The 14,441-nt window shown below is 64.2% G+C and carries 12 protein-coding genes; 7 read left to right on the top strand and 5 right to left on the bottom strand.

The features are described 5' to 3' along the window. Window positions 1-47 precede the first annotated feature (47 nt). Together LZ016_RS08040 and LZ016_RS08045 are read right to left on the bottom strand one after the other, a co-directional pair. A complete protein-coding gene (locus tag LZ016_RS08040) occupies window positions 48-3,464 on the bottom strand; it encodes a TonB-dependent receptor (RefSeq protein WP_241446871.1) in 3,417 nt (1,138 codons plus the stop codon). 308 nt (window positions 3,465-3,772) lie between these two features. Continuing rightward, a complete protein-coding gene (locus LZ016_RS08045; RefSeq protein WP_241446872.1) occupies window positions 3,773-4,012 on the bottom strand; it encodes an acyl carrier protein in 240 nt (79 codons plus the stop codon). A gap of 157 nt (window positions 4,013-4,169) precedes the next feature. Between LZ016_RS08045 and LZ016_RS08050 the strand changes: the two genes are divergently transcribed. Next, window positions 4,170-4,463 (top strand): chorismate mutase, encoded by a 294-nt coding sequence (locus LZ016_RS08050; RefSeq protein ID WP_436286351.1) that lies wholly within the window; start codon window positions 4,170-4,172, stop codon window positions 4,461-4,463. Here LZ016_RS08050 and LZ016_RS08055 read toward each other — a convergent pair whose 3' ends face one another. After that, window positions 4,464-4,706, bottom strand: coding sequence for a hypothetical protein (locus LZ016_RS08055; RefSeq protein ID WP_241446874.1), 243 nt, complete (start codon window positions 4,704-4,706; stop codon window positions 4,464-4,466). A 286-nt stretch (window positions 4,707-4,992) separates the two neighbouring features. Next, the gene (locus LZ016_RS08060) at window positions 4,993-5,874 is read right to left on the bottom strand and encodes a LysR substrate-binding domain-containing protein (RefSeq protein ID WP_241446875.1); all 882 of its coding nucleotides are present in this window, start codon (window positions 5,872-5,874) and stop codon (window positions 4,993-4,995) included. 283 nt (window positions 5,875-6,157) lie between these two features. On the opposite strand from LZ016_RS08060, the gene LZ016_RS08065 reads away from it, so the two are divergent. The 6 genes from LZ016_RS08065 to LZ016_RS08090 all read left to right on the top strand — a co-directional run bounded on the left by LZ016_RS08065 (window position 6,158) and on the right by LZ016_RS08090 (window position 11,727). Next, complete coding sequence (locus tag LZ016_RS08065; RefSeq protein WP_241446876.1) at window positions 6,158-6,607, top strand: RrF2 family transcriptional regulator; 450 nt, start codon at window positions 6,158-6,160, stop codon at window positions 6,605-6,607. Between the two features lie 192 nt (window positions 6,608-6,799). Further along, window positions 6,800-7,816, top strand: a complete 1,017-nt coding sequence (locus tag LZ016_RS08070) for a sulfate ABC transporter substrate-binding protein (protein ID WP_277622525.1) — start codon at window positions 6,800-6,802, stop codon at window positions 7,814-7,816. 36 nt (window positions 7,817-7,852) lie between these two features. Further along, window positions 7,853-9,316 (top strand): OprO/OprP family phosphate-selective porin, encoded by a 1,464-nt coding sequence (locus tag LZ016_RS08075; RefSeq protein WP_241446877.1) that lies wholly within the window; start codon window positions 7,853-7,855, stop codon window positions 9,314-9,316. After that, a complete protein-coding gene (cysT, locus tag LZ016_RS08080; protein ID WP_241446878.1) occupies window positions 9,316-10,173 on the top strand; it encodes a sulfate ABC transporter permease subunit CysT in 858 nt (285 codons plus the stop codon). The genes LZ016_RS08075 and cysT overlap by 1 nt, the downstream gene beginning before the upstream one ends. Continuing rightward, a complete protein-coding gene (gene cysW / locus LZ016_RS08085) occupies window positions 10,170-11,009 on the top strand; it encodes a sulfate ABC transporter permease subunit CysW (protein WP_241446879.1) in 840 nt (279 codons plus the stop codon). Before cysT ends, cysW begins: the two co-directional genes overlap by 4 nt. Window position 11,010: 1 nt before the next feature. Next, complete coding sequence (locus LZ016_RS08090; RefSeq protein ID WP_241446880.1) at window positions 11,011-11,727, top strand: sulfate/molybdate ABC transporter ATP-binding protein; 717 nt, start codon at window positions 11,011-11,013, stop codon at window positions 11,725-11,727. Here the strand turns inward: LZ016_RS08090 and ppc are convergent. After that, a complete protein-coding gene (gene ppc, locus LZ016_RS08095; RefSeq protein WP_241446881.1) occupies window positions 11,724-14,438 on the bottom strand; it encodes a phosphoenolpyruvate carboxylase in 2,715 nt (904 codons plus the stop codon). The two genes, LZ016_RS08090 and ppc, sit on opposite strands and share 4 nt — an antisense overlap. Between the last annotated feature and the right edge of the window lie 3 nt (window positions 14,439-14,441).

Genomic DNA, 14,441 nt, shown 5'->3' on the forward strand with positions numbered 1-14,441 from the left:
CATCACACTTATTACGCACTACTTCGGTTTTGCCAGAGCGAAGCTTCTCAGCCGCGTTCGGGCGCCGGAGGCGGCGGAGGCGGCGGCGGAGGCGGTGCCGGGCATGTATCCGATGCCAGGATGACCGATCCGTCCGAGCAGGTCTGCGTCGCCGGAGGCGGCGGAGCAGGCGGCGGCGGAGGCGGAGGCGGCGGAGGCGGCGCAACGGCCTTCTCCCCGCCGAACCGGTACCGGGCACCGAGGTAGAACCGCGGATGGCCTTCCTGAGCGAAGAACATTTGCCTCGTGCTGCGGCCGTAGGTCCGCAGGTCTTCGCCGAGCAGGTTGATGCCTTCGAACGTCACCTCGAAGTTGTCGTTGATGTCATAGCCCAGCGAGAAGTCGAGCGTTCCGTACGGCTCGTAGTACCGCGGGTTGCGGCTACCGCCGTTGTTCACGGACGACAGGAACTTGCCACGCCAGTTGTACGCAACGCGGGCGGAGAAGCCCCACTTCTCGAAGATGCCGGTGATGTTGGCGCTGTCGCTGAGACCCGTCAGCGCGAAGACGTTCGTCCCCGGGGGCGAACCACGGTCGAAGTCGACGTCGCCGAACACCTTCGTGAACGAGGCCGCGACACCGAAGCCGCTGTCTCCGAAGAAGTGCTGACCCTGAAGCTCGAAGCCGTAGATCTTGCCCGTCCGGTTGTTGATCGGGCGGGTAACCGCGAAGACGAAGAACGGATCCGTGCCATCCGGGATCACGTCCACGGCCGCCAGAACCTGATCGACGAAAGCCTGGTTCAGCTGCTGCGTCGTCGGATTGTAGTTCGCGAGGAACTGCGAGTCCGCCGCCGCGACGTTGCCGCCGTTCTGGATGAGCAGCGCCGTGTACGTGAACATGCTGACGTCACTGATCGGAACGCCGAGGCCGTTGAGCTGACTGACCGCGGTGCCCGAGCGGCTTCCGGCAGCGCCGGAGCTCGGGTCACGAAGGTCGAACAGCTCCTCGTCGAACGTGCCTTGGCCGACGAAGTTCTTCACGCTCTTGGCGAAGAAGCCGGCCGAGACGTAGCTCGACGGGGCGTAGTACCACTCGAGGCTGATATCGAGGTTGCTCGAAACCAGCGGCTTCAGGTTCGGATCGCCGCCCGCACCGGTTGCCACACCACCGAGGAAGGTCGGACGGTTCGGAGCGTTGGCCGAAACCGACGCGAACAGGTTGCCGTAGTCCGGCCGTGCGAGCGTCTTGCTGAGCGAAACGCGGGCAACGAGGTTGTCCATCGGCTCGATCCGGAAGTCCACCGACGGCAGGAAGTTGGTGTACTCACCGTCTGACGTGATGCTGCCCACCGTGGCGCTGATGACGCGGCTGAAGTCGTTGTCGCTGTCCCACTTGATGTAGGCGGGAATGGCCTGCAGCGCGAAGGAGTCCACCTTGGTGGTCTCCCAGCGAATGCCGCCAACGACGCTGACCGGCCGACTTGCGAGCTCGCCCTTCCAGCTCAGCTGAGCGTAGATGGACGTGATCTTCTCTTCGACCTCATCAAAGTCGTTCGACGTGATGCCGACGGCGTTCGGGGCGCAAGGCTGGAGGCCAGGCGTCGTGGCGTCGCAATCGTCCGGCCCCGGAGTGAGCGGGAACCGGTCCGCGGCGTAAAGCGGCGACAGGATGCTGTACATGTCGACCGCATTGCCGCGGAAAGCGATGTCGGCATCCGTCGGGTGGAAGTGATCGAACTGGCAGCCTAGGCAGAACTGGTCGACCAGGTCGCCCGCGAACTGCTGGATGTCGCCCACCTGCGTGATGCCCCAGTCGCCCAGCTGCTGCTGGGTCTGGATACGCGTGCTGGTCATCTTCGACTTGATGTGCGCGGCACCGATGTCGAAGCGGGCGCCGCCACCGAAATCCCAGCCGAGGTCGGCCCGGAACTGGTTGACCTTCTGCTCCTGGAAGTTGGTCGCGGTACGAGCAACCTGCGTTCCGAGGTCGCCGATGTCGAGGACCCCGTTGCCGTTTCCGCGGCTGACGTCGTCAAGCGTCCAGTCCTGCAGCGGAATCTTGCCGCTGTAGTCGACCGAGTGCGCGTCGACGACCGGAGCGCCCATGCCCAGCAAGGTCGAGCTGGTGCCGTTCGGAGCGTCCGGAGTGGTCTTCGATCTCGACGTATTGCCGTCGAGGTTAAGGGTGAGGCCCGGCACGATTTCCCAGTTGGCGTTCAGGCCATAACTGGTGAGCTTCGTCTTCACCGCGCGATAGACCTGCTCGAAGCCGATATCCTTCACGCCGTAGCCGCTGCCCTCGTCGAGGAAGATCGCGGTCGCGACCGTGTCGTCGTCGTCGAAGGTCACATGGTCGAATGGCCGGTTGAACCAGTTGGTCTGCTCGGCGCGCTCTTCCTTCTGCTTGTTCTGCGCGAAGAGGACGTCTGCCGTGATGGTCAGCGTCTCTACGGGCCTGAACTGTGCGGTGCCGCTCAGGTTGATGCGCTCACGATCGAATTCGGAATAGTCGTAGCGACTGTCGTTCGGGATCGCGACGAGCTGGTTCGGATCCGAAGGCGCATTCGTGATGACGGTGTTCGGACCGCGGCCCGGCATCGAGCTGAACGGCGCGATGTTCCAGTCGTTGGAAATCGCCGCCGCCGCTGCGCCCTTGTGCTTCTGATAGGCACCGAAGAAGCTGAAGCCGACGGTGTCAGCCTCGTTCGACCAGCCGACCACGCCGGAGACTTCCGGAGTGACCTTGAAGTCGTCGAGACTGGTGTCCCACAGCGCCTTGGCGCCGATGCTTCCGCGCAAGCCGGTGTCGCTGCCGTCCAGCGGACGCTGGGTGACGATGTTAATCGTCGCACCGATACCGCCCGACGGGATCGCCGCCCGTCCGGTCTTGTAGACCTCGAGGCGGGAGACGCCTTCCGAGGCGAGGTTGGAGAAGTCGAACGAGCGGCTCGTTGCACGAGTGAAGTCGCCGCCGTCGGTGCCCACCAGGTTCAGGTCGGACGTCGCCATCTGGCGTCCGTTGACCGTAACCAGGTTGAACTGCGGACCGAAGCCGCGAACCGTGACAGTCGAGCCTTCGCCTGCGCGGCGCTCGATCGAGACGCCCGGAATACGCTGCAGCGATTCCGCAAGGTTCGTGTCGGGGAACTTGCCGATTTCTTCGGCCGAGACCGCGTCGACGACGCCAGACGAGTTGCGCTTGATATCGCGGGCGCGCGTAAGCGAAGCGCGGACGCCGGTAATGACGATTTCATCGCCCGCCGGGGTTGCCGAAGCATTGTCCGCCTGCGCGGTCGTGCCGCCTACGTCGTCGGCAGTAGCCTCCGGACCGCTCTCAGGCGGCGTGGTTGGCGTGGTGGCCTGCGCGAATGCCGTTGCCGACAGGCTGCACGAGGCAATGATGGATGCTCCGACGAGCAACGACCACCGGACGCTGTCGCGCGCACCGGCTCGGGACAGACTCCTGGCCCCTTGTTTCGACATATAACTCTCCCCCTGTTGAGCTACCTCTCCGCAGCCCGGTAACTCTCTGCCACGCACCGCGCAGCACAGCGCGCGAGACGATGTTAACGCTAACAGAATCGCAGCTGGTAGCGCTAACAACGTCGTTTTGTGGCACGTTCGAATGTCGGGTTCAAGACATGTAACAAGCTATGTAACAGCTAAATCGCGTAGTGATGCGCGGAGCACACACCAAGGGACTTTAATCTAAGTTAGCGAGCGCAAATTAGATGAAGTTGCTCGAAAGGTGCAACCAAGCGCAACAAACTTGCAACGTCCGTTGGGACTACTCAGGCGGCTCGCGCGGTCTTTCGCGCCAGCAGCGAAAGCGCATCGGCGACCGTAACGCAGGCCTCGCTCTCGTCCTCTTCGATGAGGATGTTGAGCTCGTCCTCGAACCGCATCGCGAGTTCGACCATGTCGAGCGAGTCGGCGCCCAGATCGGCGGCGAAGTGGGCGTCGTCCTGGACCAGATGCAGCCCCACCGCGAGGTGGTCCGCAATCAGGGCCCTGGCTGTTTCGACGCGCATCGTGCCTCCGGCAAATGGCAAGATGTAAACATGCCTGCGAGCAGTTTTGTTGCAAGTGCGAACTGGGATGTTGCTGTGCGAAATATTCACCTCGCGGCCGTTTTGCGCGCGCGTGCAATCAGCTTGCAGCGCGGATGGCCTCCGCTAGGGGATGCCTATGATTGCACCCGAAGAGTGCCGGTCGATGACGGAAGTCCGCGCCGGGGTTGACGAAATCGACGAGAAGATCGTGGCGCTGCTCGGCACGCGCTTCCGTTTCATGGAGGCGGCCGCGCGCATCAAGCCGAGGCGCGAGGACGTGCGCGACGAGGTGCGCAAGGCGGCCGTCATCGACCATGTCCGCCGCGCTGCCGCAGCGGCCGGCGTGCCGACCGAGCTCGCTGCGAACCTCTACGATATGCTGATCGAAGGCTCGATCGCCTACGAATTCGAGAAGTTCGACGCTCGCTGATCAGACCGGCGGGATCGTGTTCTCGGTCGCCAGAACGCCCGGAAGCTGCCCGACACTGGCGACCAGGGTCTCGAGGTCGAACTTCGATCCGCCGCCGAGGCTCAGATAGACGGAAGCCCTGCGCGAATGGGCACAGGGAACGACGCGGATCGATCGCAGGTAGAAACCGCTTTCTTCGACCGCGCTGAGAACCGGCGCGACCGGGTGGATCGATTGATCGATCTCGATGGACATGTGACACATGGTTTCACTCTCCTTGCTCAAAAATCGACGGCAATAAAAAACCCCGCTCCGGGTCCCGGAGCGGGGTCTTGGATCTCTTGAAGCTTGCTTGGTTCAGCTAGTCAGAGGTCACTCCCGCTCCGGAATGGAGACGTACGATTACGAGTGCCGCTGCTGCTTTGGGCGCAGAGACGCATGCCTTGAGGATCAGCGATGTGCTGCCAATGGTCACGCGAGTCCGGCTCCTTTCCCGACCAATCTGTCTTGAACCGGACAGATTGTCGAGTGCGCGATGTGCAACCGGCCTCTAGGCGGCCGCGTCGACCGCCAACTGCTCGAACAGCCAGTTGTGGAAAATGCGGATGGGCTTGCGCTCCAGCGACTGCGGATTGCAGGCCACCCAATAAGCGTAAGGACTCTCGGCGGTCTTGCCGAAGAACTGGACCAGCCGGGAATCCCGCGACGCTTCGAGGTGGCTGTCGAGCATGAAGGCGATGCCCAGCCCGCCGGCCGCCGCGTCCAGGATCAGCTGGCCCGCGTCGAAGTAAGTGCACTCGGCCGGCTCCAGGTCCGGAAGCCCGTTCGCGCTGCGCCACGCGTGAAACGCCAGAGGCATGTCGCGGTGGAGCAGGATCTGCACACGGCGGAGATCTTCGGGCGTGCGGACCTTGTCGAGCAACTCACGCGAGCCGATCGCCATGACCCGGCCCCTTTCGAGCATCCGGGAATAGAGCTTGTCGTCGACCTTACCGGCAATGGCGATCGCGATATCGACCCCCTCGTTGAGGCGGGCGAGCCGGTTCGCGCCGGTGTCGACGTCGATAAGAAGGTCGGGATGGCGGGCGCGCAGATGGGGAAGCGCCGGCATCAGCCGCTGCGACGCGAACAGCGACGGCACCGCAATGCGGATGCGCATCCGGGCGCTCTCCCCGACCCGCTCGACCGCCGAAGCCAAAGCCTCGATCTGCGGCTCGACGTCGGTAAGGAACGCCCGCCCGCGCTCGTTCAGCTGGACCGAGTTGTTGTTCCGCTCGAACAGGGTCGTCCCGATGAACTGCTCGAGCGACTGGATTCGCCGCGTAAGTGCAGGCGAGGATAAAGCGAGGGAGTCGGCCGCAGCCTTGATGGAGCCCAGCCGCGCGGCGTGGACGAAGGCCTGGATCGATCCTAGCGGCGGTAGTCTCCGCACTGCACAACTCCGATCTTTGTGCGGCGCAGCATAATGCCGCCAATCTGCAGCGGGCAAGAAAAAAGGGGCGCCCCGGGAGAGAGGTGGAGCGCCCCACATTTGGAGAGAGAGCCGCGTTAACGGCACGCACTTTCTCGCCGGTTCAGGGTCTTGCTGCAAATGCGAAGGCCGCATTCGCAAGTGCACAATCCGCACGCGCCGGTGAATATCTCACGAATTCCCTCGGCGGCCGCTTTCGAACGGCAGGCATGTCAAATCCCTAGCAACACGCTAGAGGATAGCCATGCTCGCTCAAAAGACCCGCTATGCGCTGCGTTCCCTTCTCTACCTGGCAGAGGAATCCGGCGGTGGTCCCGTGCAGTTGGCTCGGATTGCCGAGACCCAGCGAGTGCCTCCCAAATATCTTGAGCTGATCATGCTCGACCTCAAGAAGGCCGGCCTGGTCGTCAGCACGCGGGGACCGCGCGGCGGCTATCTGCTCGCGCGCGAGGCCTCCGGCATCTCGTTCGGAGAAATCGTGCGCGCGCTGGAGGGGCCGATCGCCCTGATTTCGTGCGCGAGCGTCAACTTCTACGCGCCCTGCGGCGACTGCCACGACGAAGCGACCTGCGCGATCCGAAGGGCCTTTTCCATCCTCCGCGACCAGAGCGCGCAATTGCTAGAAGGTATCTCGCTCGACCAGGCGGCGAAGTGGGAAAAGAACCTGGGCGAAGCGGGCAACCCGCTCATCTGATCGCGAGTTACAGCGGCCGTGGACCCGTCGCGGCAGTTTCGGAGTTTGCACGATTTGGATCCCAATTCGGCGTGGATGACAGGAGTATGTGTGCGCCCAACGGTTGGCCAAGATCGACGGATTGAGTGCTGTACCCCTATTGTCTAGTAGAGAACTAGGATTTAAAGGATCCCAATCAAATCGGGGGTACCCATGTCTCACTTTCGCAATTTCGTCGTTTCCGTCCTCATAGCCGCCACTGCGGCGACCGGTGCCGTGCCTGCACAGGCCGCGCCGATCCAGCTGCTCAACGTGTCCTACGATCCCACTCGGGAGCTCTATAAGGACATCGACGCCGCATTCGCCCAGCGCTGGCACGCCCAGACCAAGCAGCAGGTGACCATCCGCCAGAGCCACGGCGGTTCGGGCAAGCAGGCCCGCGCAGTGATCGACGGCCTTCCGGCCGACGTCGTCACGCTGGCGCTCGCCTACGACATCGATTCGATCGCCGATAAGAAGCTGATCGCTCCTAACTGGCAGACACGGCTGCCGAACAATAGCACGCCCTACTATTCAACGATCGTCTTCCTGGTCCGCAAGGGGAACCCGAAGGGCATCAAGGATTGGGACGACCTGGTGAAGCCGGGCGTGAAGATCATCACTCCGAACCCCAAGACCAGCGGCGGTGCACGCTGGAACTATCTCGCAGCCTGGGGCTACGCTCGTCAGAAGTATGGCAGCGTCGCCAAGGCGCGCGAATATATGACGCGCCTCTTCCGCAACGTTCCGGTCCTCGATTCCGGAGCCCGGGGCGCGACCACGACCTTCGTCGAGCGCGGCCAAGGCGACGTCCTGCTGGCTTGGGAGAACGAAGCGTTCCTCGCGGTGAACGAGCTCGGCAAGGGCAAGTTCGAGATCGTCGTTCCGTCGGTCTCGATCCTCGCGGAGCCGCCCGTCGCCGTGGTCGACAAGGTCGTCGACAAGCGCGGGACGCGACAGGTCGCGGAGGCGTACCTCAAGTACCTGTACACGCCCGAAGCGCAGGAAATCATCGCGAAGAATTACTATCGCCCACGGAACGCGCAGGTGGCGGCCAAGTACAAGAGCCGCTTCCCGAACGTCCGGCTGTTCACCATCGACCGCAACTTCGGCGGCTGGAGGCAGGCGCAGGGCAATCACTTCAACGACGGCGCCTTGTTCGACCAGATCTTCGAAGACGCCAAGCGCTGAGGCGCACTTCTAGCTAACCCGAAAAGGGGGGAAATCATGCGAATCCTGCTTCTTGCGGGCGCCTCGGCGCTCGCCCTCTCCACGCCCGCCTTTGCCCGGCAGGGCGAGGATGTTTCGGCCACCCAGTCGAGCGAAACGCCCATCGATTCGCTGGAGCCGGCCGACGCGGCTCCGGCCGTAATGGCCCCCGCCCCGACGGGTGACGCGGTGCTCGACCGGCTGAATGCCCTGGAGACCCGCATCAAGCAGCTCGAGTCCCGCAATGCGGAGCTCGAGCAGCAGGCCGAGCTCAACCAGACGCGGCTGCAGTCGGTCGAGACGCGGGCTGCGAAGGCTGTCCAGTTCACCTGGGGTCCGACGCTTTCCGAGCCGACCGGTCAGTTCACCTTCAAGCCGCGCGGCGTGGTCGAGGCTGACGGCGCCGCCTTTATCGAGCGTAAGGGCGGCTACGACTACAACAACGGCACCGCGTTCCGTCGCGCCCGCATCGGGCTGGAAGGCACCGCGCTAAAGTGGTGGAACTACCGCATCGAGGTCGATTTCGCCGGCAACGCCGTCAACATCACGGATGCCTATCTTCAGTACACGAAGATCCCGAAGACGTTGGTGACGCTCGGCCAGCACAAGGCACCGTTCGGGCTCGAGTCCAACAACAGCGACAATTACAACACCTTCCTGGAACGCGGCATGTTCACCAACGCGTTCGGCAATGCCGGCGCCGAGCGCCGCATCGGCCTGTCGTTCGCCTATGCGCCCACGGAGACCGTCAACCTGGCGATCGGCGCTTTCGGCGATAACGAAAGCATCAGCCGCTCCACGAATACGCCAGTCACCGACACGCCGGACGAAAGCTGGGGCTTCAACGGCCGGGCCACCTGGGAACCGGTGTTCGACACGGGCAAGATCGTCCACCTGGGCCTGTCCGGCTACTATCGTACTGCGCTCAAGAGCGGGGACGTGGAAGACGCCATCCGGCTTAACGATCGCCCGAACGTTCGTGTCGACAACGGCAATATCGCCGACAGCGGCGTGATCCCGGGCGTGGAGTCCCTTCTCTACGCCGGCGCTGAAGCGGCAAGCGTGTTCGGCCCGGTCACGATTGCTGGCGAGTACGGCAAGCTGTGGGCGGACCGTCCCGGCCTCGAGAACGTCAGCTTCCACGGCTACTACGCCTATGCGAGCTGGTTCATCACCGGCGAGACGCGGCCGTTCAAGGGCGGCAATTTCGATCGCGTGCGGCCTTTCACGGAGGTCGGCAAAGACGGGCTGGGCGCGTGGGAAGTCGCGCTGCGCTACGACAAGATCGATCTGTCGGAATCGCCGATCAAGCCCGGCAACGAGGCGCAAAGCGTCACGCTTGGCGTGAACTGGTACTTCAATCCGTTCGCAAAGCTGATGTTCAACTGGATCCGGTTCAGCGGGGACAACACTCCGCTGGACCCGATCGGCGACAAGACCAAGGGTGATGCATTCGCTACGCGGTTGCACTTGGACTTCTAATGCCGCAGTCGGCGGTGGTGCCCGCTTTCCCCAAACTCAGCAGATCCTCTTCCCTGCCGGGGCTAAGCCTCTCCCTGGGCATCACCGCCTTCTGGCTGTCGTTCATCGTCCTCATCCCGCTGGCCGCAGTGTTCGCCAGGAGCGCCAGCGGCGGCTGGGGAGAGTTCGCGGATGCCGCCTTCTCAGCGCGCGCGCTTGCGTCGTACCGCGTGACGTTCGGCGCAGCTTTGCTCGCGGCCGGCATCAACGCTTTCTTCGGACTGCTCGTGGCCTGGGTGCTGGTCCGCTACGACTTTCCATTCAAGCGGCTATTCGGAGCGCTCGTCGACCTGCCGTTCGCCTTGCCGACAGCCGTGGCCGGAATCGCCCTCACCGCGCTCTATGCCGACACGGGGCTCATCGGCCGCCATTTGGAGCCCATGGGCCTGCCGATTGCCTATCACCCAGCCGGGATCGTCGTCGCGCTGACCTTCATCGGCCTGCCGTTCATTGTCCGGACCGTCGAGCCCGTGCTCGCTGAAGTCTCGCGAGAGGCGGAGGAAGCGGCGCTGACGCTGGGCGCGTCTCGTCTGCAGACCTTCACGCGGGTGATCCTGCCGACGCTCTTTCCCGCGCTAGCGACAGGCTTCACCCTCGCCTTCGCGCGGGGCGCTGGCGAGTATGGGTCCGTCATTTTCATTGCCGGGAACATGCCGTTCCGTTCGGAAATCTCGGCGCTGCTGATCATCACCCAGCTCGAGCAGTACAATTACGTCGGCGCGGCCGCGATCGCGACGGTCATGCTGTTCGTGTCCTTCGCCATGCTGCTGATCCTAAACCTGCTCCAGCATTGGCAACAGCGGAGGCGCGGCTCATGAGCAGGCGTAACCAACTCCGCGAGCCGGCCGCCGTGAAGATCCTGCTGATCGCGGCGGCCTTCGCCTATTTCGCGATCATGCTCCTGCTGCCGCTGGGCGCAGTGCTGACCGAAGGGCTGAAGAAGGGCTGGGAAGCATGGCTGGCCGCGGTGAGCGAGCCGGACGCCCGCTCCGCGATCAAGCTGACCCTGCTGGTCGCAGCCATTTCGGTGCCGCTCAACACCGTCTTCGGGATCGCCGCGGCCTGGCTCATCTCGAAATACAATTTCCGCGGCAAGCCGATGCTGATCACCCTGATCGACCTTCCGTTCTCCGTGTCGCCTGTCGTTTCGGGCCTCGTCTTCGTGCTGCTGTTCGGCGCTCAGGGTTGGTTCGGGAGCTGGCTTCAGGACCGCGACATCCAGATCATCTTCGCTCTGCCGGGGCTGGTGCTCGCGACCGTCTTCGTCACCTTTCCCTTCGTCGCCCGCCAGCTGATTCCGCTGATGACCTTCCAGGGCCGGGCGAACGAAGAAGCCGCTCTGACCCTCGGCGCGTCCGGTTGGCAAACCTTCTGGCGCGTCACCCTTCCGAACATCCGCTTTGCGCTGCTCTATGGCGTCCTGCTATGCAACGCACGCGCGATGGGCGAGTTTGGCGCAGTGAGCGTGGTGTCCGGACATATACGCGGCGAGACGAACACCATGCCGCTCCACGTCGAGGTTCTCTACAATGAGTACAACTTTGTCGCCGCCTTCGCAGTCGCCTCCCTCCTCGCGCTCCTCGCCCTCATCACTCTTGCTCTCAAGAGCCTCCTCGAGTGGCGACATCGGGACGAGCTCGCGGCCAGGTTCTGACATGTCCATTCGTATCGAGCATGTGGCGAAGAGCTTCTCCGCCTATCCGGCGCTGGACGACGTCTCGCTGGAGATCAACGACGGCGAGTTCGTCGCGCTGCTTGGCCCATCGGGCTCCGGCAAGACGACGCTTCTGCGGGTGATTGCCGGGCTCGAGGATCCGGAGGGCGGGCGCGTCTGGTTCGGCAAGCGCGACGTCACCGACACGGCCGCCGCGTCGCGCGGCATCGGCTTCGTCTTCCAGCATTACGCTCTGTTCGGTCACATGACGGTCGCTCAGAACATCGCCTTCGGACTGTCCGTCATGAAGCGCTCGGAGCGGCCGTCCAAGTCCGACATCCGCGCCCGCGTCGAGGAGCTTCTAGAGCTAGTCCAGCTGCCCGGCCTCGGCTCCCGCTTTCCGAGCGAGCTGTCCGGCGGCCAGCGGCAGCGGGTCGCGCTCGCTCGTGCCCTGGCGCGCAAGCCGAAGATCCTGCTGCTGGACGAGCCGTTCGGCGCGCTGGATGCGAAAGTCCGCCGGGAACTGCGTGCCGCCCTTCGCGCAATTCACGACGATCTCGGCCTCACCTCTATCTTCGTGACCCACGATCATGAGGAAGCGTTTACGCTGGCGGACCGCGTCGCGCTCCTCAATCGCGGCAAGGTCGAGCAGTTCGACACCCCGCAGGAAGTCGAAGCCCGCCCTGCGACCGACTTCGTCCGCGCCTTCCTGTCCTAACCCGAGTTGCGGAGCGCCGTGGCGATCGCGTTGATCGTCAGGTGGATGCCGTCCTGCACCTTCTGATCCGTTTCGCCTGAGCGGAAGCGGCGCATCAGCTCGATCTGCAGGTGATTGAGCGGCTCGATGTAGGGCAGCCGCAGCTGGATCGAGTTGCGGAGCCGCCGGTTGCGTTCGAGCAGGCTCGTCTCCCCGGTGATCTCCAGCAGCGCGTCATGGGTGCGGTGCCATTCGTCCCGGATGCGGCCGAACAGATGGTCGCGCATCTTTTCGTCCTCGACCAGCTCGGCGTAGCGCGCGCTGATCGCAATGTCCGACTTGGCGAGCACCATCGCGATATTGTCGAGCGACGTCCGGAAGAACGGCCAGGCGGCAATCATCTCGCGCAACAGGCCGAGGTCCTGCGTGGACGAGACGGCTGAGCCGACGCCGTACCAACCGGGCAGCATTACCCGGGCCTGCGCCCAGCTGAAGACCCAGGGGATGGCGCGCAGATCCTCGATCCGGTCCGACTTCGTACGGCTTGCTGGACGCGAGCCGATGTTGAGCGTCGCGATCTCCGACAGCGGCGTCATCTGGCGGAAGAAGGTCGGGAAGCCCGGCTCGTCGTAAACGAGGCTGCGATATTCGGAGAAGGAGGCCTGTGAGAGGCGGTCCATCATCGCCGCGAACCGGCCGTGATCCGCTTCGGAAAGCTCGTCCTGTTCCAGCGATGCGAGCACCGTCGCCGCCGTCATGGCTTCGAGGTTAGTCGCGGCAATATCGGGCGTCGCATACTTCGCCGCGATCACCTCGCCCTGCTCCGTGATGCGGATGCGGCCCTGCACCGTGACTTTCGACTGCGCGCGGATGGCGGCGAAGCTCGAACCACCGCCGCGGCCCACCGCGCCGCCGCGCCCGTGGAAGAGCTGCATGTGCACGCCCGCTTCAGCGAACACGGCCGCGAGCGCCTCGCTCCCCTTGTAGAGGCTCCACACCGACGTGAGATATCCACCGTCCTTGTTGGAGTCCGAATAGCCGATCATCACCTCGGCGTGCCCGCGCTCTGTGACGGCCGTCATGATCTCCGGCAGCTGGAGCCATTTGCGAACCACCTCCGGAGCGCGCTCGAGGTCGGCGATCGTCTCGAACAGCGGCACGGCCATGATGCCCGCATGTGGAGCCTTGGTCGGACTCCAGAGTCCCGCCTCTTTCAGCAGGAGGTGGACCTCGAGAAGGTCGGACAGCTGCTCCGTCTTTGAAATGACGTGATACTGAATCGCGGCAGGCCCGTAGAGCGCATGCGCCTCGGCCGCGCCGTGCATGATGGCCAACTCGGTTTGCGTCTGCTCGGAATAGGTGAGGAAGGGGCTCGACAGCAGCCGCTCCGACCCAAGCTCCTTGCGAAGCAGCGCGACCCTCTCGTCCTCGGACAGCGCGAGATAGTCCGGTTGTACGCCCGCCGTGGCGAGCAGTTCGGCGACCACCTTTTCGTGCACGTTCGAATTCTGGCGAAGGTCGAGCGTGGCGAGATGGAAGCCGAACGTCTCGACCGTCCGGATGAGCCTGCGCAGAGGCGCGTGCGCGGACAGCAGTCCGTTCCCCTCACAGGCCAACGCTTCGACGATCGCCTGAAGCTCGGCGCTGAACTCCGCGGGCGAAGCGTACGGCTCGGCCTGCAGACGCGACGGCCGGGGCGGCTCTTTGCCCTTCTTTGCTTCGTAGGTCGCGGCGAGGCGGGCATAGATGCCGCTGATTGCGCGGCGGTAAGGCTCGTCGGCCCGCGCGGGCGAGGCGTCGTGCGAACGGTCGGCAAGCGCCCGAAGCTGGGGCGTTACGTTGGCCAGCTCGGCGGAAATCGAAAGCTCGGCGCCCAGCGCATGAACCTCGTCGAGATAGTAGAGCAGCACCGTGTCCGACGACCGGCCTAGGGCCAGGCGCAGGCTGTCGACCGTCACGTTCGGATTGCCGTCGCGGTCGCCGCCGATCCACGATCCCAGGCGGAGGAAGCTCTTCGGCCGCCGGCCGAGCACGCCCTCCCACCTGCCGTAGAGCCGGGGCAGAACGGGCAGGAAGATGTCGCGCATGTAGGAGAGCGCGGTTTCGACCTCGTCCGCGACGAACAGGCGCTCGCGGCGCAGCGGCCGCGTCAGCCACAGGAAAGCGACCTGCCGGGCGAGCGCTTCCTCGACGCGCTCTCCATCCGGAGTCTCCGAATGGCCTTGGTCCCGAACGCGCATGAGATCGGCGATGCGGTTCTTGTGATCGATCATGCTCTTGCGGCGCACTTCGGTCGGGTGCGCCGTCAGCACCGGCATGATCAGGCCGTCGTCGAGCAGCGCCGCGACTTGGTCTTCGCCGACGCCCTCCCCTTTCAGGATCTCCAGCGCTTCGGCCAGCGTCGCATCGGGTTCGGCAGACTCTGACTGACGGTCCTCCGCAAGGTTCGCCAGCATCGAGAAGAGCATGAAGCCGCGCACGAAATCGAGCGCCTCGTCCTGGCTGAGCGCCGCAAGGCCGGGATCGACCGCATCGCCGGAAATCAGCCCGCGATAGCGATCGACCGAAGTCGAGCGGATATATTCTATGCGCCTGAACAGGGTGTCGCCGCCGAAGCGGCGAATGACGTCGCCGAGAATCCGCCCGAGAAACCGGATATCCGGGTTCTGCTCGACCGAGCGCGAGCCGTTCGTGCCCGTGGTCCTCACTGTCTTGTCCGCGACCTTTTCCATCAC

It is taken from the genome of Sphingomonas telluris, assembly GCF_022568775.1.
Classification (GTDB): Bacteria; Pseudomonadota; Alphaproteobacteria; order Sphingomonadales; family Sphingomonadaceae; genus Sphingomicrobium; species Sphingomicrobium telluris.